The following is a 22,320-nucleotide window of genomic DNA, read 5'->3' on the forward strand; positions in this document are numbered from 1 at the left end:
CCGGGCGGTGCTTCCTTGTCGCCCGGCTTTTTTACGCACGCTCGAGTCTCTCGTCCAACAGTGCCGCAACGCGTTGGACGTTCGGCTCCACGATCATGTCGCCATGCCCTCCCGAGACGTCCGCGACCACCAGGCCGCCGCGCGCAATCCTTCGCCATAACGACATGGGGTCGCCTCGCTCGCGCTCGGCGATCGTCGCGCGCAGATAGACGATCGGCCCGGCGTCGTAAGGACGGGGACGGTAGGTCGTCATCGCGGCGCCCATGGTCTCGCGGATGCGCCGCAAGGTGGGCGGCAAAGTCGCGGTGAATGGGTCGGGACGGCGCACGCTGCGCCCGCTCCGGCGGCGTATGACGTCGGTGACGCGCGCCAGCTTGCCGGCCAGATAGCCAGGCAGTCGCCGGGCCGGCACTTCGCAAAGCTTGCGCCACTGGCCGCCGGCCAGGCGCCAGTGATGCCGCACTCGCACGCGCAGCGGCAGGAAATCCTCGTGCACGTAGGTATCGAGCAGACACAGCAACTCGATTTCTGCGCCGGCACGCCGTAGCTGCTGCGCAATCTCGAATGCCACCAGGCCGCCGAACGAGAAGCCCGCTATCGCGTAAGGTCCGCTCGGCTGCACGCGGCGCATCTGCTCGACGTAGCTGGCAGCCATGTCCTCGACCCGGCGATGGGCCGGCTGCTCGCCGTCCAGGCCGCGCGCCTGCAAGCCATACACCGGACGCGAACTGCGCAGCGCATTCACCAGCGTCAAACACTCCATCACCGACCCGCTCACGCTGTGCGCCAGAAAAATCGGCGTGCCCGTGCCGGCGCGCACCTGAACGAGTATCGGCGACGAGGCGGGCTGCTGCGCATAGGCGTCGATGGCGGCAGCCAGGCGCGCGATCGTCGGCGTGGTCATCAACGTCGCCAGCGGTATCGCGTGGCCGGTCGTCTGTCGTATCTCCGCCAGCATCCGTGCAGCGAGCAGCGAGTGGCCGCCAAGGTCGAAGAAATTGTCGTTCCGGTCGATCGGCGCGAAGTCGAACAGCCGTTCCCAATGGGCCTGCAAATGCTTCTCCAGCGACTCGCGCGTCTCGCCCGGCGGTGGAATCTCGCGTTGGGCAAGATGCAGCGCGGGATGCGTGCGGATCGCCTCGAGGCAAGCCGGGTTGCGCAGCGCGGCGGCGTTGCCGGCGGGCAGGCCGTTGACCGCATTGCGTGCCGCCGCTTCGGATGGCTTGCCGTTGTGCGTGACGGGCAACGCGTCGACGGCGACGATACGGTCCGGCACGTGCGCAGGCGACGCGCGCCGCGCGAGATCGCGTCGCACGCGCGCGGCCAGCGCGCCGTTCAACACGCAACCGTCGCGCAACACCAGCAGCAACACCACGCGTGATTCGACGCTCGCGGCGGCTGCGGCCGTATTGCCCGTCACGGCGACGCGCACATGCTGCTGCACCACCATCGCCTCGCGAACCTCGGGGATATCGTTCAATACGCGGTAAATCTCGCCCGGGCCGACGTTGATGCCGCGCACGTTCAACAAGCCGTCCGAGCGGCCGTGCAGACGCACGGAGCCTTCCTGCAAGAACTCGACGAGGTCGCCGTGGGTCCAGGCGCCCGGGTTGTCGGCGAAATAGGCAGCGTGAAAACGCGTGCCGTCCGCGTCGCCGAAAAACCCGAGCGGCCGCGACGGAAACGGATTCACACAGACCAGTTGGCCAACGCCGTCCGCGCGCTTGCCCCCCTCCCACGCCTGGATATCCAGCCCGAGGCTCTTGCATTGCGCCTCGCCCGCATAGACCGGCAGGTTCGGGTTGCCTAGCACAAAGCAGCCGAGAATATCGGTGCCGCCGGAGATCGATTGCAACGGCAGCGGCTTCACGTGATCGCGCACCCACACGAATTGGGCGTCGTATAGCACCGCGCCGGTCGACATCATCGCCCGCAATGCGCCCAGATCGAATTGCTTGCCAGGGACGAGCCCGGCCTCCTCGCTCATTTTCAGGTACGCGGGGCTGGTGCCGAACACGCTGACGCGCTGGTCGGCCACGAGACGCCACAGCGTGTCGACGGTCGAAATCGGTCCGTCGTAGGTGACGATCTCGACGCCCGAGCCCAACGCCGACAATTGCCAGTTCCACATCATCCACGCGCAACTGGTGTGGAAGAACAACCGGTCGCCGGGCCGCAGATCGCTGTGCAGCCGGTGTTCCTTCAGATGTTCGAGCAGCACGCCGCCGGCACCGTGCACGATGCATTTGGGCTTGCCCGTCGTGCCCGACGAAAACATGATGAAGAGCGGCTGGTTGAACGGAAATTGCCGCCAGACGAAACGGCCGGCGTCACCGCTCGCGATCAGTTCATCCACCGCGTACACCGCCGGCCCCACGATGCCCGGCAAGCCGCCGCCATCGAGCGCGACGATGCCTTGCAGCGACGGCAGCGCGGCGGCCAGCGCGATGATGTTCGCCTCGTTCGCCTGCACCGGGGCGCCTTTGTCGAACGGTTGTGCGGCGGTGTGTGCGAACAGCAGGCGCGGTTCGAGCGGCGCGAAACGGTCGAGCATCGTCTCGATGCTCATGTCCGGCGCGACGGTCGACAGCGTCGCGCCCAACGCGGTCACGGCCAGCGCCGTCATGATCGCCGCGGCGTCGTTGCGCATCACGCCGATTACCCGGTCGCCCTCGCCCACACCCAACGCCGACAGCGCGTCGGCCAGACGTGCAACGCGTTCGCGCAGCTCGCCTCGGTTCAGGCGCAGTTTGCGGCCGTCCGCGTGGCAGGACGTGAGCGCGGGCGCTTCGGCTGGCGCAATCGCGAGGCTCAACAGCGTGTCCGCATAATTAAGCCGCACCTGCGGAAAGAAACGCGCGTGTTCGCACTCGTCGCCGACGCAAGCGGGTTCTGCGCTGCCCGACCAGTCCACGCCTTGCAACCACTGCAACAGGAACGACCAGAAGATTCGATATTCCCGCACCGAGAAATCATGCAGCGCTTCATAGTTCGAAAAGATATGGCCGGTATGCGCCTCGAGCGCGCGCGTGAACGCCGACATCTGCGATGCGGCGGCCCGTTCCGACTGGACGCCGTGAATGGGCGGGCGCGATGCGGCTGCGGACCAAGCGTCGGGCAAATCCAGTCGATTCATTAAGAACCCCGCGTTGTCACGTTTTCATGTTTTGCCGTTTTGTGCGGACAAGTGCCGTTCCGGCTGGGGCACGCCTCACACAATTCGTTTAGTCGAGAGCAATTCAACCGGACGGGCCCCTGCCTCGCGCTAGATGGGCAAGCGGTCTTGCTGCGTCGTTCGTCTAATACCGGAGGCTAGTTGTTGCCCCTGTTTAATACTGTGCGACATCGTACAAACGGCGCGCGGCGGCGGTGCGCGACTTGTGCGATGCCACAACGAAAATGCGCGATATTGCCCGGCGCCGACGCGGCGCCGGCGCGGCCAGCACGTAAAATAGCCGGCGCTCTTCCCGCCATCGCGCAACCGAGTCGAGACAGTCTTGAAACGAAAAATGCCTGCGCTGAACGCGCTCAAAGCCTTCGAAGTCGCCGGCCGCACCGGCAGCTTCACGCGCGCCGCCGAGTTGCTCAACGTGACGCAAAGCGCCGTTAGCCGCCAGGTCCGGCAACTGGAGGCGCAACTCGGCGAGACGCTGTTGCCGGCGCTCGTCGTCGAACTGCCGCGAGATCGCGATTCGACTTTCAATGTGCAGCGCGGTCTCACCCCGCCGAAGTCTTCGCGACGAACGCACCCACCACGGCTTCCAGTTCACGCGTGATGGAGGTCATCACACCGGCCACCACCGCGAACTCGCGGCCGGTCACATTCGCGCGGCTCGCCACGATCTGACCGTTGAACGACACGATATGCGCCTCCTTCGCAATCGCCTTGATCCGGTCGATCAGCTCCTGCTGGCCTTTTTTCTGCGCCCGCGCAATCCGCCGGCTTTCCTGTTCATACACGGCAGTCACGCCATGCAGATGCGTCAGCAACGGATCGACCGTTTCGATTAACGCCGTCAACGCATCATCCGCGCGCGGTGACGAGCGCTCGATTGCCTCGAGCGCCATTGACGCCAGCGCGATAAAGTCCGCGATCTTCTGCGCGACATTGTCTCTGCCGTGAAAAGCGTCGTGGAGCGCCGGCGAAAAAAGTCCGGGCAAACCATCGCGGCCTTGCACGAGCGTCGCGTGGCTGTCCGCGAACGTGCGCAGCGTATCGCGCGCCACTGCGAGCGCGCCGTCGAACTGCTGGAACGCCTGCATCGCCTTCAACACAATCCGCTGGGAGAGCATCCGTTGACGCCCGGCCAGGTTGATCAACGAGCTCAGTACCTCGCTGGAGACGTCCGCTTCGGACGGCCGCATTTGAACCCGTTCTCTCGTGATGCTCATGTTTGTTCTTATGATTCGATTAGCTCACTGTCGCGCACCGTGCGACCTGTGAAAGCGGTCGCACGGTGCGGATATCCAGCCTTGCCTTACTCAGTTGCGTGCGCGTGAATTACGCTGGTCTGCATCGACCACGCCATCCACGGACGGCGCAACGCGACGATCGCAAGGAATGCACAAGCGGCCAGCGCGCCGAAGGTCGCAAAGCCCATCTGATAGCTGCCCGTGCTTTCCTTCGCGATGCCCATCACGACCGGCAGATAGAACCCGCCGATGCCGCCTGCCGCGCCCACGATGCCCGACATCAGCCCGGTGCGCCCCGCCCAGCGATGCGGCACCAGTTGGAACGTCGCGCCATTGCCCAGACCGAATGCCACGTACAGCAACAGCAGCAACGCGATCCCGCCGGCGAGCGACGGCATGGCGGCGGCAAACACGAAGTCGGCCAGGGAAATGACGGCGAGCAGGAACGTCAGCGCGCGCACGCCGGACACCTTGTCGGCGATCAGCCCGCCGAGCGGACGCACGATCGCGCCGGTCGCTGCAAGCAGCGCCATGAACAGACCCGCATCGATCTTCGACAGCTGATACAGGTTGGTCAGCAGCAGCGCCACGTACGACGACATGCCGACAAAGCCGCCAAACGTAATGCTGTACACCAGCATGATGACCCACGTGTCGCGCTCGGCCAGCACCGCGCGATAACGCTGCGGCAGCACCGCGATCGCCAGCAGCGCGCCGATCACCGGCAACAGCAGTACGCCGGTCTTGCCGGAGCCGAACATGCCTGCTTCGACCAGCAGCACGAGCACGATCAGGCCGACGAGCGTCACCGCGAAACTGCCGAATGCGCGCAGCACGCTGCCCGATTTCAAACCGGAATCGTTGGCCCAGAAGTACAGCGTGATAGCCGCGATCGCGAGCAACGGCAGTGCGCCGCCGGTCGCCACCTGCCAGCCGAAATGGGTGGCCAGCTGCGGGAACAGGAAGCCGTCCAGCACCGCGCCGATGTTGCCGGCCGCGGCCAGACCCAGCACCAGCCCTTGCACTTTCGGCGGATAGTTGCTGCCCGCCATCGGCAGCGCGACGGAGAAGCTCGCACCACCCACGCCGAGAAACACGCCGAGCACCAGCAGCAACGTGTAGGACGGCGCGAACGGCAGCAGCGGCAGCACGATCGTCGGCACGGCGGACAACAACACGCCCATCAGCGCGATGCGCTTGCCATGCGCCGATTGATACAGATTGCCGAGCGTCACGCGCAGAATCGCCGCCGACAGCACCGGCACCGCGACCAGCAAACCTTGCTGTGCCGGCGTCATCGTAATGCTCTTGCTGATGAACGGCGCGAGCGGCCCGTACAGCACCCAGACGGTGAAGCCGGTGTCGAAATAGAGGAAACACGCCACTAGCGCGCGCCAGTCCCCGCTTTTAAGGGAGCTCATCAAGTTTTTCATTAGACATCCTCAAATGTACTGATTGTTCGCTTACCGGGCACACTTCGCACCGGAATGGTCACGATGTTGAAATCCGGTGTGGTCATGCAACGTCCATGCCATCCGGAACCGCCTTTTGAAACTTTCCTGCTTACTCTGTCGAAACCCGGAACCGCGCCTTGTTCGGCGCGTTGAATAATCAATAAACGTCGCGTGCGTAGCGCTTTTCCTGCGCGAGGCGGCTCACGTACTCGAGCGCCTTGTCATCGCTCATGCCGCCGTGCCGGGCGACCACCTCCTTGAGCGCCGCGTCGACATCCTTGGCCATCCGGTTGGCGTCGCCGCATACGTAGAAGTGCGCACCATCTTCGAGCCATGCCCACAGTTGCGCACCCTGCTCGCGCATGCGGTCCTGCACGTAGATCTTGTCCGCCTGATCGCGCGAGAACGCGACATCGAGCCGGGTCAGCACACCGCTGTCGCGCAGCGCTTCGAGTTCGTCGCGATAGTAGAAATCGGTGGCCGCATGTTGCTCGCCGAAGAACAGCCAGTTGCGCCCCTTGTCGCCGCGCGCACGCCGCTCGTGCAGAAAGCTGCGAAACGGGGCAACGCCGGTGCCGGGACCGACCATGATCATCGGCGTGTCGGAAACGTGAGGAGGACGAAAGTGTGCGGACTTCTGCACGAACACCGGTACGCTCACATCGCCGGCGCGGTCGGCGAGAAACGTCGACGAGACGCCCTTGCGATTGCGCCGGCCATTGCTATAGCGCACCGCGGAAACGGTCAGATGGACTTCGCCCGGATGCGCCTTCGGGCTCGATGCGATCGAATAGAGACGCGGCTGCAAACGCTTGAGCATGCCCGTCAATTCGGCGGCCGTCAGGTCTACCGGAAACTCATGCAGCACGTCGGCGAGCTGCTGTCCCCATAGCCATTGCTTGAGGTCGGCTTTGCGCTCGGGCGTCAGCAGATCGCGCAACGCGCCGTTGCGGCTGCGCGATGCGATGAACGCCAGCGCGTCCGGGTTCGGACGGGCGATTTCGTAGTGCTTGCCGAGCGCGTCGGCGAGGCGCATTTCGCCCGCGCCGGACACGTTCACGGCGGCGTCGGCGCTCAGGCCGCTCAGGCCGATCAATTCATCCACCAGTTCGGGGCAATTGCTCGGCCATACGCCCAACGCATCGCCGGCTTCGTATTCGAGGCCCGAGTCGCCGGTGCTCAGCGAGAAGTAGCGCGTGTCCTTGGCGGTGCCCTGCTTGTTCAGTTGCAGGTTCTTCACCAGCCGCGAGGCGGCCGGACGCGTTTTGGTCGGCACGAGGCCCGGCACCACAGCGTTGACCATGCCGTCGCGTGGCACCGCATGCAGCGCGGCATCTTCTTCCTTGATGCGCACGATGATCCGTTCGAGCCACGCGTCGGCGATCTCCTGATACTCACTATCGCAGTCGGTGCGATCGAGCAGACGCAGCGCGCCCTGGGCCGTGAGGCGTTCATCCAGGCGGCGGCCGTGGCCGCAGAACTGGTCGTAGTTGCGGTCGCCGAGCGCGAGTACGGCGTAGCGCACGCCGTCGACGCGAGGCGCGGCTTCGCTCGCCAGCTGGGTCCAGAAGCTTTGCGCGTTATCCGGCGGATCGCCATCGCCGAAAGTGCTCGTCATCAGCAGCACGTATTGCGCTTTGGCGAGCGCCGAGGCCGGATAGTCGACCATGCACGACGTGCGGATCTCGAAGCCCGACTCCATCAGACGCGTGGCGTAGCGCTCGGTGAGCGATTCGGTATTGCCGGTTTGCGAGGCCCACAGCAAGGTCACCTTGGGCCGCGCACGCACGATGCGCACGCCGGACGATGGCGCCGAGTCGGGCTGCGGCTGCAGCGCCGGCGCAAGAAGCGCCGCGGCGCTGCGGCTATAGAGGCCGCCGAACAAACCGTCCAGGTAGAGGCGCGTCGCCGCATCGAACGGCGCGCCAGGCGGCAGGACCGGCACGCTGTCGATGCCCCGTGCTTCAGCCGAGCGCAGGCCGCTGACAAACCCAGCCAGATAAGCACGCTCGGTCTCGTTGAACGAAGGGGGTGGTGTCTGCGGAAGCTGCAACAGACTGCTGAGTGCATCGATTCGGGGCATGTCCAGTTCCTCGGCGCTCACCGGCGCTGCGTTGGCCGATGCGACGGCAGCATCGGCGAGCGTTTCGTCATGGGTGTCGAATGGGGGCGACGCGATGGTGTCGAGCGCGAGCGGGCTCAGCGCGACCGCGCAGAACTTGAGTTCGGGCTGCTGCGAGACCGGATCGACGGCATCGCTCGTCACGTCGTTGATGCACAGGTCGTCGCCGAATACGTCGTTCCAGTGCATCGGCGCGAAGCAGCTGCCTGCGCTCACCCGATCGGTGACGACCGCCGGCAACACCGCACGGCCGCGTCGCGAGCGAATCTCGACGGGGTCTTTGGGCTTGATGCCGAGCGCGGTGGCGTCTTCGGGATGAATCTCGACGAACGGTCCCGGGTTCAGCTTGTTGAGCATCGCGACCTTGCCGGTCTTGGTCATCGTGTGCCATTGATGCTGCATGCGGCCGGTGTTCAACACGATCGGAAATTCCCCATCGGGCAATTCGGCCGGCGCCGCGTAAGCGCGCGCGAAAAACACAGCCTTGCCGCTGGCGGTCGGAAACACGAGCCGCGGACGGTTGCCGTCGGGCAACGCCTTCAGCGTTTGGCTAACGCCGTCGTTGAGATAGCGAACCGGATTGCGCTCGGCGCAATCCTCAGATGCGAGCGGCCATTGCAGCGGCGTTTCCTTCAGACGGCGGTGGCTCGCGCCGCGCAAGTCGTAGCCGGTTTTCGGATTCGACGCACGGGTGATTTCCGCAAACACCTCTTCGGCGCTCGTGTAGCTGAATGCATCGGCGAAGCCCATTTCGCAAGCGATGCGCGCGATGATCTGCCAGTCCGGCAACGCGGCGCCCGGCGGTTCGATGCCCTTTTGCATCAGCGTCAGGTTGCGCTCGGAGTTGATCATCACGCCTTCGGCTTCGGCCCACAGCGCGCCGGGCAACAGCACGTCGGCGTAACGGTTGGTCTCGGTGTCGAGGAATGCGTCCTGGGCGATCACCAGTTCCGCCGCCTGCAATCCGGCGATCGCGTTGCGGCGATTGGCGACGCTCGCCACCGGATTGGTGCAGATAATCCAGCACGCCTTGATCTCGCCCGCGGCCATGCGCGCGAACATGTCGATCGTGCCGTTGCCGGCCTTGGGCTTCAGCGTGCCTTTCGGAATACCCCACAGGTCTTCGACAAACGCGCGGTCTTCTTCCACCAGCACCGAACGCTGGCCCGGCAAACCCGGCCCCATGTAGCCCATTTCGCGGCCGCCCATCGCATTCGGCTGCCCCGTCAGCGAGAACGGTCCGCTGCCGCGGCGGCAGATCTTGCCCGTGGCCAGATGCAGATTGCAGATCGCGTTCGTGTGCCACGTGCCGTGCGTGCTCTGATTGAGGCCCATGGTCCAGCAGCTCATCCACTCGGGCGCTGCACCGATCATGGCCGCCGCCTGAAGGATGTCCGCTTCGGCCAGACCCGTGATCTGCGCGACTTTGGCCGGCGTGTAGTCGGCAAGGAACGCGGGCATCCCGTCCCAGCCTTCGGTGGCTTCGGCGATAAACGCCGCATCCGTATGACCGTTCCGATGCAGCAGATGCAGCAGGCCGTTGAGCAACGCGAGGTCGGTGCCCGGTTTGATCTGCATGAACAGATCGGCCTTCTCGGCGGTGGTGTTGCGGCGCGGATCGACGACGATCAGTTTCGCGCCCGCCTTCACGCGATCCATCATCCGCAGAAACAGAATCGGGTGACAGTCAGCCATATTCGCGCCGATCACGAAGAACAGATCGGCGTGGTCGATATCTTCGTACGATCCGGGCGGGCCATCCGCGCCGAGCGAGAGCTTGTAGCCGCTGCCCGCGCTCGCCATGCACAGCCGCGAATTCGATTCGATGTTGCTGGTGCCGACAAAACCCTTCGCGAGCTTGTTGACGAGGTACTGCGCCTCGATCGACATTTGCCCCGAGACGTAGAACGACAACGCGTCAGGCCCGTGTTCGTCGAGCAGGCCGCGCAAGCGCGCCGCCGTGGTGCTGATCGCCTGCGCCATCGGCAGCGGCGCCGGGTCCTGATCGCGTGCGTGGCGCACGAACGCACCTTCCAGCCGTCCCGACTTGCGCAACGCGACGTGCGCCGACTGGCCCTTCGTGCACAGCCGTCCGAGGTTGGCCGGATGCTCCTTGTCGCCGGAAATCTTGACGACCTGGCCGTCCTCGACGTGCAGCACCATACCGCAGCCAACGCCGCAGTAAGGACACACGGTTTTTACGCTATTGCTCGCCATGTCGCGTGATGCCGTTCGAAGAAGATGGAAAAATCAGCGGCTCAGACCGCGACCCACACCTGGCCGTTTTCAACCCGCGCGGCGAACGCGCTGACTGAATACGCCGGTGTTTCAAGGCACTCGCCGGTGCGCAGGTCGAAGTGATGCTTGTAGATCGGCGAGGCGACCACGAGGCGCTCGCCAAGACTGCCGATCAGCCCGCGAGAGAGCACCGCCGCCTGCGAGCCCGGATCGAAGTTGTCGATCGCGAACACGCTGTTGTTCGCGCCGCCTTCGCTCACGTGAAATACCGCCACCTGTTCGCCGTTGACGAGCGCGCAGACGCCCGTGTTGGGAACGATGTCGTCGAGCGGGCAAATCGGCGTCCAGGCGGGCGGCAGGCGGTCGTTGTTCATGGCGGAAGTCCTCGGTGAATGGCGCAAAAAAATCAAACGGTCTCGACCACGACAGGAATCGCGGCCAGCTTCGCTTGCCGCTCGGCGGGCGTCGCAGGCCGGATCTGGCCGCGCTCCTCGACGAATGTGACGTTACTGTCGGCCTGCTCGCTGTTGACGAAATGACGGAAGCGCTTGCGTGTTTCGGGATCGGTGACGGCCTTTTTCCACTCGTCTTCGTAGCTGTCGACCACGTGCTGCATCTCCGCCTCGAGCTCCGACGCAACCCCAAGACGATCGTTGACCACCACGTCGATCAGATACGCGAGCCCGCCTTCGAGGTTGTCGCGCCACACGCTGGTGCGTTGCAGCCTATCGGCGGTGCGCACGTAGAACATCAGGAAGCGGTCGATGTAGCGCACCAGCGTGTCGTGATCGAGGTCCGACGCGAGCAGTTCGGCGTGGCGCGGTTTCATGCCGCCGTTGCCGCACACGTAGAGATTCCAGCCCTTCTCGGTGGCGATAATGCCGACGTCCTTGCCCTGCGCTTCCGCGCATTCGCGGGTGCAGCCCGACACGCCGAACTTGATCTTGTGCGGCGTACGCAGGCCCTTGTAGCGGTTCTCGATCTCGACCGCGAGGCCCACCGAATCGCCGACGCCGTAGCGGCACCACGTCGAGCCGACACACGACTTCACGGTGCGCAGCGATTTGCCGTACGCATGGCCCGATTCGAAACCGGCGGCGATCAGTTCTTCCCAGATCAACGGCAGTTGCTCGACGCGCGCGCCGAACATATCGACTCGCTGACCGCCGGTGATCTTCGTGTAGAGACCGTATTTCTTCGCGACCTGGCCGACCGCGATCAGCCCATCGGGCGTCACCTCGCCGCCCGGCATGCGCGGCACGACCGAATACGTGCCGTCGCGCTGGATGTTGGCGAGGTAGTAATCGTTGGTGTCCTGCAGCGACGCGTGCTCTTTCTTCAGCACGAATTCGTTCCAGCACGACGCGAGGATGCTCGCCACCGCCGGCTTGCAGATATCGCAGCCGAGCCCGCGGCCATGCTTCGCGAGCAATGCGCCGAAGCTGCGCACGCCCTCGACACGCACGATGTGATACAGCTCCTGGCGCGAATACGGGAAGTGCTCGCACACGTGGTTGTTGACCGCGAGCCCCTGCTTCTTCATCTCCGCCTTCATCACCTGGGTGACGAGCGGCACGCAGCCGCCGCACGAGGTGCCGGCCTGGGTCGCGCATTTGAGCGCGCCGATGTCGGTCGCGCCGGCGCACACGGCGGCGCACAGGTCGCCCTTCGAGACGTTGTTGCACGAGCAGATCTGCGCGCCGGCGGGCAAGGCCTCGACGCCGAGCGCCGGTTTCGCCTGACCATCGGACTGCGGCAGGATCAGGAATTCCGGTGCTTCCGGCAATTCGATGCGGTTCAGCATCATCTGCAGCAGGCTGCCGTATTCGCCCGCGTCGCCGACCATCACACCGCCGAGCAGATACTTGCCGCACTCGGACACCACCAGCTTCTTGTAGACCTGCTTGCGTTCGTCGCTGAACTGATATGCGCGGCTGCCCGGCGTGTTGCCATGCGCGTCGCCGATGCTCGCGACATCCACACCCATCAGCTTGAGCTTGGTGCTCATATCGGCGCCGCCGAATTCCGCCGACTCGCCGAGCAGTTGCTTCGCCACTGTGCGCGCCATGTCATAGCCGGGCGCGACGAGGCCGAACAGCTGGCCGTTCCACAGCGCGCACTCGCCGACCGCGTAGATGTGCGGATCGCTGGTGCGGCACGCGTTGTCGATCACGATGCCGCCACGCGCGCCGAGCGTCAGGCCGCTTTCCCGCGCGAGGTCGTCGCGCGGACGGATGCCCGCGGAGAACACGATCATGTCGGTGTCGAGATGGCTGCCGTCGGCGAACTGCATGCGGTGCGCGCCGTTCTCGCCGTCGACGATCGCCGTGGTGTTCTTCTGCGTGTGCACGGTCACGCCAAGTTCTTCGATCTTGCTGCGCAGCACGCGGCCGCCGCCGTCGTCGACCTGCACCGCCATCAGGCGCGGCGCGAATTCGACCACGTGGGTTTGCAGGCCCATGTCGCGCAGCGCCTTCGCGCATTCGAGCCCGAGCAGACCGCCGCCGACCACCGTGCCCGTCTTCGAGCGCGCGCCGCATTCCTGCATCGCTTCGAGGTCGTCGATGGTGCGGTAGACGAAGCAGTCGGTGCGCTCGCGGCCCGGCACCGGCGGCACGAACGGATACGAACCGGTGGCGAACACCAGTTTGTCGTACGGCAAGGTTTCGCCGGTCGACACCGTCACGGTGCGTGCATCGCGATCGATCGCGACGGCCTTGGCGCTCAGTTTGAGCAACACGTTCTGGCGTTCGAAGAAACCCGGTTCGACCAGCGAGAGATCGTCCGCCGACTTGCCGGCAAAAAATTCGGACAGATGCACGCGGTCGTACGCGGGCCGCGACTCTTCGCACAGCACCGTGATGTCGAGACCATGTGCCGCGTCCTGCGTGAGGCACTCGACCAGTTTGTGGCCGACCATCCCGTGACCGATAACGATGATTTTCATGAACGCGCTGTCCTCGCTGTGCTGGGCTTGAATCGCTGCCGGCCGACTGGTGAGCGAGAGCGATTCCGGAAATAAAAACGGCGTCCCGCGAACCCAGTCGATGACTGAATTCGGGGGACGCCGTTGTCCGAACCTGTGATGCAGCGAGCGCCTTGTTGTTGCACTCGCGCCGGATCCACGTTGATCCGATGGCGAGGCTTAATGCAAAGGCCGTGCCAACTGTGCGAAATGACCGCCACAGGGCCGTAGCGCGGCGGTTTGTGGCGAATGGCACGCGCGTGCGGCGAACGTGGCACGCGATGCGTTTTGATGCAGCCAGGCACATGGCTGGTGCGACGCAGCACTGTGCGCGTGCGAGCGGCCGGCACACGAGCGGTACGTTTCAGGTGCATTTCCCAGCCTGCCGACGAAGCGTGGCAAGGGTTGGGCGCAGGTTGCCGCGCGATGGCGTGGTATTTGCATGAGTGGGTGCTGAGCCTTGCGGGCAATGCAGCCGCGAGCGCATGAAATCCGGGCGACGCACAGCGTAGTGCTTCGCTCTGCTTGAACGTTCCTCTTAAACGCTTCTCTTAAACATAGTCAGCAGCATCCGGACAACGGCGTCCCCTCGTGAGCACCACGAGCGGACGCCATTTTTTTTTGGCGCTGCCGTTGCGCCCCACCGCGACGGCAGCGAGCCATTCAACACACAAAACAAGCCAAGGACATCGCGATGAACACCACCACTGGCAAGGTCACACTATTGAGTGCCGGCCCGGGCGAGCTCGACCTGCTCACGCTCAAAGCCGTCAAGGCACTCGCCGCCGCCGACGTCGTGCTGCTAGACGACCTCGCCAATCCCGAGATCGCGTCGCTGGCGCCGCAAGCGCGGGTGATTCGCGTCGGCAAGCGCGGCGGCTGCCGTTCGACGCCGCAAGCGTTCATCGAACGCCTGATGCAGCGCTATGCGCTCAAGGGTTTGCATGTGGTGCGCGTCAAGGGCGGCGAGGCGCTGTTGTTCGGCCGGGCCGGGGAAGAACTCGCGGCACTGCGCGGCGCGCGGATTCCGGTGGAGATCGTCAACGGGATTTCATCAGGTTTCGCGGCGGCGGCGAGTCTCGGCATTTCGTTGACGCATCGCCGCCATTGCCATGGCGTCACCTTCGTCACCGCGCATACCGAAGATCACGGCGAGCCGGACTGGGCCGCGTTGGCCGCGACCCGCACGACGCTGGCGATCTATATGGGGATGCGGCGCATCGAGAGTCTCGCCACCGCGTTGCTGGCGAGTCTGCCTGCCGATACGCCCGCGGCCGTCGTCCAATGGGCGGGCGGACCCGGCGAGCGGCGCTTGCTGACCCGACTCGACCGGCTCGCCGCCGATGCCGCCAGCGCGGGGTTCGGCAGTCCGGCGGTGATTCTGGTGGGGAGCGCGGTCGGCGAGAGCGTCGAGCGCGGGGTTGAGTGGAAAGACGAAGCGGCGGCTCTGTTGACCGACGGCCGGCTGACAGCGGCGGAAGCCACTGCGCAAGCCGCGTAAGCTCAGTCGCCGAACCCCAGTTCAGCTTCGACGTCTTGCCCGACGCGCAGCCATGCCCCCGCGCCACGCGAAACGATCGCGTTGTTGCCGAAGGTCAGCGCCCCGCCGCGCTGCGCATTCGCGCGGTAGGCGCTCATCGTGTCGGTCGGTTCGTTCGGCCAGTCCGGGTCGGGCGCGCCTTTGGCCTGATCGATGGTCGGCATCGGGCAGCGCGAGCACAGTTTGACCAGCTGTAATTGCACGGCCTGCGCTTCGCTGCCCGCACTGCCGACGCTCAAGCTCTCCACATAATCCTCTTCATACGGATCGAGCCCGGTCACCACGACGTTGGGCCGGAACCGGTCGATCGGAATCGACGGCGCGCCCTTGCGGTTCAGACGCAGGTTCAGATCGTCGAGCGACGCCTGGCCGATCACGAGCAACGGAAAACCGTCGGCGAAATGCGTGGTTGCGCCAACCTCGCCGGTATATTCCGGATCGACGATCCGCTCGCGCCGCGGATCGAAGCGCAACAAGCGCGCCGGCACGCCGAGAAACGTTGAAAACCATGCGGCGCTTGCTTCGCCGGTGTCGAGCCCGTGGACCGGGTCGCCCCATACAGTGGTTTGCACCGGCTGCGGCGCGGCGAGTTCGGCCGCATCGAGCGGCGTGCGCAGTTCGCGCATGCCAGGCGCGCTGATCACCAGTTCATGCTCGGCAAGCGCGACCTTGATCAACGCCATGCGCGGATAGACGCGCTGCGTGAGCATCGCGCCGCCCGGGTCGGCGACCATCCAGCTTCGATCGTATTCGAAGCCCGTGGCGAGCAGGCGCGCTTCGTTCAGCGCAATGCCGGCGCACGATTTGATCGGATAGACGTAGAGTTCGCTGATGGTAGGCATGGCTTGGGGGCTCGCGATGTTTTTGTCGTAGGAGTCGATTGTAAAGCGCCTGCGGTCCGCGTTCTTCGCGGCGCTTGCCCCCGTATCCTGCGGTATTCGGCGCGCTGCTCGAAACCGGCCGGACGCTGCGCCGTTTCTTCCAGCCGCGCTTGGACGTAAAATTCCCAAGCGTAGCGCTCGGGCAAAGGCAAGGCCGGCGCCGCGGCATCCGCGCAAAATGCCGATGCGGGCAGGCTGCGTGCAACCCGCGCTGTCGCCGAACACCCACGCGGCCCGCGACGGCGCGGCTTCGATCTGAGCGCCGGGCCCGCTGCCCATCTGTGCTGCGGATCGGCGGGTACGCCTTCGATCACCCAGCCCGAGCTTGCGGAGCAGTGACGCAACCGCAAGCTCGACGCGCTGGAAAGCGGCAAGCCGGACCTGCTCGTCACGGCCAACCTCGGTCGCCGGACGCATCCGGATGGCGCCTGGCGCACCGCGGTGCGCCACTGGATAGAACTTGTAGAAGCATCCCTACCATCAACGAAACAGGAAATTCATTATGCTGAGCAAACCCGTGTTGACCGTTGCCGAAACCACCCGAATCCTCGAAGCCGCCCGCGCGGAGGCCGAGAAGAACCAGTGGGCCGTCGCCATCGCGGTGGTCGACGACGGTGGTCATCCGCTCGGCCTGCTGCGTCTGGACGGCGGCGCGCCGGCCAGCGCCTACATCGCGACGGAAAAAGCCCGCACTTCGGCGCTCGGCCGCCGCGAAACCAAGGTATATGAAGACATGATCAACAACGGCCGCACGGCATTCCTGAGCGCGCCGCTGCAAGGCACGCTGGAAGGCGGCGTGCCGGTGATCGTCGACGGCCAGGTGGTCGGCGCGGTGGGCGTGTCGGGAGTCAAGTCGGATCAGGACGCGCAGATCGCCCGTGCGGGTATTCAGGCAGTCGCTGTTTAAGGTTTCTCACGGCGGTTCATAAAAAACGCAACACTACCTACGGGCCGGTGCTCCCCACATCGGCCCCATTCAGATGGAGCAGTCGATGACTCAGATGAACCCGCGCGGTGGACTGCAAGTCGCCGCCAACCTCGACCAGTTCGTCGAAACGGAAGCCCTGCCCGGCACCGGACTCGACAGCGCCGCATTCTGGTCAGGTTTCGACGCCCTCGTGCACGAGCTGGCGCCCAAAAACCGTGCGCTGCTCGCCGAGCGCGACCGTCTGCAAACCGAACTCGACAACTGGCATCGCGCCAATCCGGGTCCGGTGCGCGATCGGCGCGCGTTCCGCGCTTTTCTCGAAGGCATCGGCTATATCGTGCCGTCGCCCGCCAGCGTCAAAGCCACGACCGACCACGTCGACACCGAAATCGCCGAACAGGCCGGCCCGCAACTCGTCGTGCCGCTGTCCAACCAGCGCTATGCGCTGAACGCCGCGAACGCGCGTTGGGGCAGCCTGTACGACGCGCTGTACGGCACCGATGCGATCCCCGACACCCATGGCGCCGAAAAGCAGAAGGCCTTCAATCCGGTGCGCGGCGCCGCGGTGATCGCCTATGCACGCCAATTTCTCGATCAGGCCGCTCCGCTCGCCAACGGTTCGCATGCCGATGCAACCGGCTATCGCGTCGAAGGCGGCAAGCTGGTCGTCGCGCTGAAGAGCGGCACGAGCGCGCTGCAAACACCCGCGCAGTTCATCGGCTATCAGGGCGAAGCGAGCGCGCCGTCGGCGGTGCTGCTCAAGCACAACGGCCTGCACCTCGACATCCAGATCGACGCGAACGATCCGACCGGCAAAACGGATGCGGCGCATGTGAAGGACGTGGTGATCGAAGCGGCGGTGAGCACGATCATCGATTGCGAAGACTCGGTGGCGGCCGTGGATGCGGACGATAAGGTCCAGCTCTACCGCAACTGGCTCGGCCTGATGAACGGCGATCTCACCGACGAGGTCACGAAGAACGGCAAGACCTTCACGCGCCGTCTCAATGCGGATCGCGAATACACGGGCGCGGACGGCAAGTCGCAGGTCGTGCTGCATGGCCGCTCGCTGCTGTTCATCCGCAACGTCGGTCATTTGATGACGAATCCGGCCGTGCTCACGAAAGACGGCAAAGAGATTCCGGAAGGCATTCTCGATGCGGTGATCACCACCCTGTGCTCGCTGCACGACCGTCAGCACAAGCTGAACTCGCGCACCGGCTCGATCTATATCGTGAAGCCGAAAATGCACGGCCCGGCTGAAGTCGCGTTCGCGAGCGAGCTGTTCGCGCGCGTCGAAGACCTGCTGAAGCTGCCGCGCAACACGATCAAGATGGGCATCATGGACGAGGAGCGCCGCACCAGCGTCAACCTGCTTGCCTGTATCGCCGAAGCGCAGGACCGTGTGGCGTTCATCAACACCGGTTTCCTCGACCGCACCGGCGACGAAATGCACACGGCGATGGAAGCCGGCCCCATGATGCGCAAGGGCGACATGAAGTCGAGCGCGTGGATCACCGCCTACGAGCGCAGCAACGTGCTGGTCGGTCTGAGCGCGGGCCTGCGCGGCCGCGCTCAGATCGGCAAGGGCATGTGGGCGATGCCCGACCTGATGCACGCGATGCTCGAACAGAAGATCGGGCATCCGAAGTCAGGCGCGAATACCGCCTGGGTGCCCTCGCCCACCGCCGCCACCCTGCACGCGCTGCATTATCACCAGGTCGACGTGCAAGCGGTTCAACAGGAACTCGAACGCACGGACTACGCCAAGGTGCGCGACGAACTGCTCGACGGCTTGCTGACGATTCCGGTCGTCGAAACGGCCCAGTGGAGCGCGGACGAAATCCGCAGCGAAATCGAGAACAACGTGCAAGGCATTCTCGGCTACGTGGTGCGCTGGGTCGATCAGGGCGTGGGCTGCTCGAAGGTGCCGGACATTCACAACATCGGTCTGATGGAAGACCGCGCGACGCTGCGCATTTCCAGCCAGCACATCGCCAACTGGCTGCATCATGGTGTGGTGACGCGCGAACTGGTTGAAGAAACCTTCAAGCGGATGGCGAAGGTGGTCGACGAGCAGAACGCGGGCGATCCGCACTACAAGCCGATGGCGCCGGGCTTCGATACGCTGGCGTTCAAGGCCGCGCAAACGCTGGTGTTCGAGGGCCGCGCGCAGCCGAGCGGCTACACGGAGCCGTTGCTGCACAAGTTCCGGCTGGAAGTGAAGAAGGGTTGAAGTTCTTGAGCCGCAACTCGAGCACTGTTTGAGTCTGGGTTGATCCCGGCTCGAGTCAGGCTGAGGAGAAAGACGGGCGCCGCGTGGTTAGCGGCGCCCGTTTTTAATGTGCGCGTTGCTGCCGCGCGCTCGCTGCTACGTGGATGCGTTGACGGCCTGAGCGCCTGAACCGCTCAGGCCGCACTCCCGGTGCCGACTGCGCCGGTAGAGCGGGGAATGCTGGTTAAGCTGATCAAGCTGGTTAGGCCGCTTCAGTCGCGAAGTGATCCGGCAGATTGGCTTGCAGATAGCTTTGCAGATACGCTTCGAACTCCGCCTTCACTTCCGGATGTCGCAGCGCGAATTCCACCGTCGCCTTCAGATAGCCGAGCTTGCTGCCGCAATCGAAGCGCGTGCCGAAGTAGCGGTACGCGAGCACCTGCTCTTCCGTCAGCAGCGATTGCACCGCATCGGTCAATTGCAGCTCGCCGCCCGCACCCGGCTTCAGCGCGCGGATATGCTTGAAGATGGTCGGCATCAGCACATAGCGGCCCACCACGCCGAGGTTCGACGGCGCCGCGTCCGGCGCCGGCTTCTCGACGATGCCCGACAGCTTGATCACGTTGTCTTCCCACTCCTTGCCATCCACGACGCCGTACGACCGGCTGTCCTCGCGCGCGATGGTTTCGACGCCGATCACCGAGCTGTGATAGTGATTGAAGGTGTCGACGAGCTGGCTCATCACAGGCTTCGAGCTGTGCAGCAAGTCGTCAGCGAGAATCACGGCGAACGGGCTGTCGCCCACCAGCTTTTCGGCGCACAGCACCGCATGGCCGAGGCCGAGCGCTTCGGCCTGGCGCACATAGAAACAGTCCACGTTGGCCGGCTTGATGCTGCGCACGAGATCGAGCAGCTTCTGCTTGTTGCGCGCTTCGAGTTCGGCTTCGATTTCATAGGACTTGTCGAAATGATCTTCGATGGCGCGCTTGCTGCGGCCCGTCACGAAGATCATCTCGGTGATGCCGGCGGCAATCGCTTCTTCCACCGCGTATTGAATCAGCGGCTTGTCGACGATCGGCAACATTTCCTTCGGGCTTGCCTTGGTGGCCGGCAGGAATCGTGTCCCGAGGCCCGCTACGGGAAACACGGCTTTGGTGACTTTCAGCATGGTTGGCATTCCCACATCGGTTAGAAATTAGTGTGTTCGCGGGCCTCGTGGCCACTCGATGTCGCCAGAAAGGCTAACAAAAAAATTAATCCAATTCACGAGTGAAAATTTCTCGACTCGAATAAATAAATCAATTCGCTTTCGATATGCCGCATCGCGACAAAAAATCAGGAAACAATTACGTATCGAAATCGAATTATGGCGAGAATGCTGAAAATTTTACGTGTTCTGGGCCGGCGATCTGGCCTCCAGCGATCCGGCCCCGAATCGGTGGCCACCGGATTGCCGGCCACCGGATTGCCGGCCACCGGATTGCCGGCCACCGGTTTGCCGGTCGGCGATTGGGATGGCCAGAGGCCGGACGCGAACAGACGTGAGCACGCCGAGCCGCTTACTCGTTTTCTTCGAGTTGCGGCAGCTTGCCCGGGTTGATGCGGAAACGGCGGATAGGCTCGTTGCGTAGCGCCTCCCGGTACGCGGAGGCGGCAACGAGGATCAGCAGCACGGCAATGCCGGCGAGTAAATGCAGGTTCATGACTTCACCCCTGGTCAGAGAATCCGTGGGTTAAATTATCACAACAAAATCGGCAAATAATTTGTCGTTGCATATGGTTATGCGTAATTACAGTTCGTCACAAAATCGCCCTTTAATTCGAGCCGCCAGACAATTTTTTAGCGATTTTTTTGCCTCCGCGGTGCACTACGATGTCATGCACCGCAGGCGCGCATGGCGTGCCCGCGGATGAGCTTTTTCCTCCGTCAGATTAAGGACCGCGCATGAGCGACTCTGCACTGGATGCCGCCGGCTCATCCCTGCCCCTCTCCCCGCCGCGCCCCGCGGCGCCGCCGCGCGCCCGCAGCGAAGCGCGCGCGGACAGCGCCGGTAAGGAACATGTCATCGACGCCATGCGGGGCTTTGCTGCGCTGCTGGTCGCGTATTTTCACTGCCGCCAGGTCGAATGGATCGGCATGCAGGCTTTCCATCAGAGCGTCGGCCACGCGCTGAATCTGAATGCGATCGCCGCGTACCTGACATTCCCAATCGCCTGGGGTTCCGCCGGCGTGCCGATTTTCTTCGTGATCAGCGGCTACTGCATTCATCGCAGCGGCGCGCTGCGCATTGCAAAAAATCCCGATTACCGACTCGACGCCGGCAATTTCTGGGTGCGCCGTTTCGCGCGTATCTACCCGGTGTTGCTCGCCGCGCTGTTGCTGACCTTCGCGCTCGACTGGATGAGCCTGCAACTGCCGCCGGTCAATCACAAGATCCGCGAGATCGGCCTGCATGCGTTCCTCGTCAACCTGTTTTCGCTGCAAGGCGTGGCCGGCAAGACCTACGGATCGAACGGCGCGCTGTGGACGCTCTCCCTCGAAGTCCAGTTCTACGCGATCTATCCGCTGCTGTTCGCGCTGCGCCGGCGGCTGGGCATGACCTCCGTGCTGGCGATCGTCGCCGTGATCAACGTGGTGTCCGCCTATGTGCTCGAACGCCACGATATCCAGTTCTTCCCGTCCTACTGGTTTTCGTGGACGCTCGGCGCATGGATCGCCGACGCGAAGGCCCGCACCGCGCCGGATGCCCGTTCGTCCGCCTGGCTCTACGTGCTCGCCGCGGCGTTCGTCGCGCTCGGCTGCGCGGCGTTCCGTTATGGCCAATACGGCGCGTTCCAGCTCTGGGCGCTCGGTTTCGCGTTCTATCTGTACAAGGCGCTGGAACGCCCCGCCGGCGGCAAGGCCGACTCGGCCGGATTGCGCCTGCTGTCGCGTTTCGGCGATTTCAGCTTCTCGCTGTATCTGATCCATCTGCCGATCTTCGTGCTGCTGTCGTCGCTGCTGTTCCGCTCGTCGCTGCAAATGTCGATCTGGCCGTCGTTCGGCTACATGCTGGTGGCCGTGCCGGTCGCTTACGTGTTCTACCGGCTGGTCGAATTGCCGGCGATGAAGTGGTCGGCGAGTTTTAAATCGCGATAAGGAGCGGGGCTCGCGGTTCCTCTTTCTATGGAGGAAGCTCTCCGGGCGATGGATAGAGGCAGACGGTTTTGAGGCCGGACAGCGCGTGGGTATAACTATCGAGCACCTGCGGCTCATCACTACACCGCTTTAAAAGCAGAAGGGCCGCTCGCGCGGCCCTTCGTTCAAGTAACGACGTTAGATCATCGGTACGTCGCAATTAAACGAGTTGAACCAGCCTTCCGGCCACTCTTCGCGCTCGCTCAGCACCTGCCTGCAATCCCATCTGTTCTGTCTCTGCCCACAACAGATATTTGATCACTTTGTAGTGGTCAAGTTATTTCGGACAGGGAGATAGGTTCTTTCACTGTCGGTTTCGCCTCGTAGGCAGCGGGCGACAGATAGCCCAAAGTCGAATGCAGGCGTACGGCATTGTAGAAACCGAC

At 64.1% G+C, this 22,320-nt stretch carries 13 protein-coding genes and 3 pseudogenes; 7 read left to right on the forward strand and 9 right to left on the reverse strand.

All coding sequences use genetic code 11. The features are described from left to right. Positions 1-31: 31 nt before the first annotated feature. Positions 32-3,136: an acetoacetate--CoA ligase gene (locus tag DLM46_RS27600; protein WP_115105606.1), complete on the reverse strand. Its 3,105-nt coding sequence runs from the start codon at positions 3,134-3,136 to the stop codon at positions 32-34. A gap of 373 nt (positions 3,137-3,509) precedes the next feature. Between DLM46_RS27600 and DLM46_RS27605 the strand changes: the two are divergent. After that, positions 3,510-3,656 (forward strand): annotated as a pseudogene (locus tag DLM46_RS27605) (LysR family transcriptional regulator); the annotation flags it as partial. 61 nt (positions 3,657-3,717) lie between these two features. Here DLM46_RS27605 and DLM46_RS27610 read toward each other — a convergent pair. The 5 genes from DLM46_RS27610 to nirB form a co-directional block, all read right to left on the reverse strand. Next, positions 3,718-4,392, reverse strand: coding sequence for a type IV pili methyl-accepting chemotaxis transducer N-terminal domain-containing protein (locus tag DLM46_RS27610; protein ID WP_115105607.1), 675 nt, complete (start codon positions 4,390-4,392; stop codon positions 3,718-3,720). Positions 4,393-4,478: 86 nt separating this feature from the next. After that, positions 4,479-5,846, reverse strand: a complete 1,368-nt coding sequence (locus DLM46_RS27615) for an MFS transporter (protein WP_115105608.1) — start codon at positions 5,844-5,846, stop codon at positions 4,479-4,481. 178 nt (positions 5,847-6,024) lie between these two features. Beyond that, positions 6,025-10,206 (reverse strand): bifunctional nitrate reductase/sulfite reductase flavoprotein subunit alpha, encoded by a 4,182-nt coding sequence (locus DLM46_RS27620; protein ID WP_115105609.1) that lies wholly within the window; start codon positions 10,204-10,206, stop codon positions 6,025-6,027. A 41-nt stretch (positions 10,207-10,247) separates the two neighbouring features. After that, the gene (gene nirD, locus DLM46_RS27625) at positions 10,248-10,601 is read right to left on the reverse strand and encodes a nitrite reductase small subunit NirD (protein ID WP_115105610.1); all 354 of its coding nucleotides are present in this window, start codon (positions 10,599-10,601) and stop codon (positions 10,248-10,250) included. A 32-nt stretch (positions 10,602-10,633) separates the two neighbouring features. After that, on the reverse strand, positions 10,634-13,174 hold the full coding sequence (gene nirB / locus DLM46_RS27630; protein ID WP_115105611.1) for a nitrite reductase large subunit NirB: 2,541 nt from the start codon (positions 13,172-13,174) through the stop codon (positions 10,634-10,636). Between the two features lie 712 nt (positions 13,175-13,886). On the opposite strand from nirB, the gene cobA reads away from it, so the two are divergent. Further along, a complete protein-coding gene (gene cobA, locus DLM46_RS27635) occupies positions 13,887-14,693 on the forward strand; it encodes a uroporphyrinogen-III C-methyltransferase (protein WP_115105612.1) in 807 nt (268 codons plus the stop codon). A 2-nt stretch (positions 14,694-14,695) separates the two neighbouring features. On the opposite strand, the gene DLM46_RS27640 is transcribed toward cobA, so the two are convergent. Next, positions 14,696-15,574 carry an MOSC domain-containing protein gene (locus DLM46_RS27640; RefSeq protein ID WP_115105626.1) on the reverse strand — a complete coding sequence of 293 codons (879 nt, stop codon included), beginning with the start codon at positions 15,572-15,574 and terminating at the stop codon, positions 14,696-14,698. A gap of 279 nt (positions 15,575-15,853) precedes the next feature. Here DLM46_RS27640 and DLM46_RS41335 point away from each other — a divergent pair. The 3 genes and pseudogenes from DLM46_RS41335 to DLM46_RS27655 form a co-directional block, all read left to right on the forward strand. Further along, positions 15,854-16,090: pseudogene (locus DLM46_RS41335) on the forward strand (heterodisulfide reductase-related iron-sulfur binding cluster); the annotation flags it as partial. A gap of 25 nt (positions 16,091-16,115) precedes the next feature. Then, positions 16,116-16,520 (forward strand): heme-binding protein, encoded by a 405-nt coding sequence (locus tag DLM46_RS27650; RefSeq protein WP_115105613.1) that lies wholly within the window; start codon positions 16,116-16,118, stop codon positions 16,518-16,520. 85 nt (positions 16,521-16,605) lie between these two features. After that, positions 16,606-18,777, forward strand: a complete 2,172-nt coding sequence (locus tag DLM46_RS27655) for a malate synthase G (RefSeq protein ID WP_115105627.1) — start codon at positions 16,606-16,608, stop codon at positions 18,775-18,777. A gap of 241 nt (positions 18,778-19,018) precedes the next feature. On the opposite strand, the gene galU is transcribed toward DLM46_RS27655, so the two are convergent. Then, the gene (gene galU / locus DLM46_RS27660) at positions 19,019-19,924 is read right to left on the reverse strand and encodes a UTP--glucose-1-phosphate uridylyltransferase GalU (protein WP_115105614.1); all 906 of its coding nucleotides are present in this window, start codon (positions 19,922-19,924) and stop codon (positions 19,019-19,021) included. Between the two features lie 391 nt (positions 19,925-20,315). Then, positions 20,316-20,459, reverse strand: a complete 144-nt coding sequence (locus tag DLM46_RS39635; RefSeq protein ID WP_165848068.1) for a hypothetical protein — start codon at positions 20,457-20,459, stop codon at positions 20,316-20,318. Positions 20,460-20,701: 242 nt separating this feature from the next. Here DLM46_RS39635 and DLM46_RS27665 point away from each other — a divergent pair, with 242 nt between their 5' ends. Next, a complete protein-coding gene (locus DLM46_RS27665; protein ID WP_115105615.1) occupies positions 20,702-21,895 on the forward strand; it encodes an acyltransferase family protein in 1,194 nt (397 codons plus the stop codon). Between the two features lie 46 nt (positions 21,896-21,941). Next, positions 21,942-22,028 (forward strand): annotated as a pseudogene (locus DLM46_RS41160) (SymE family type I addiction module toxin); the annotation flags it as partial. Positions 22,029-22,320: the final 292 nt, after the last annotated feature.

This window comes from Paraburkholderia lacunae, assembly GCF_003353175.1.
Lineage (GTDB): Bacteria > Pseudomonadota > Gammaproteobacteria > Burkholderiales > Burkholderiaceae > Paraburkholderia > Paraburkholderia lacunae.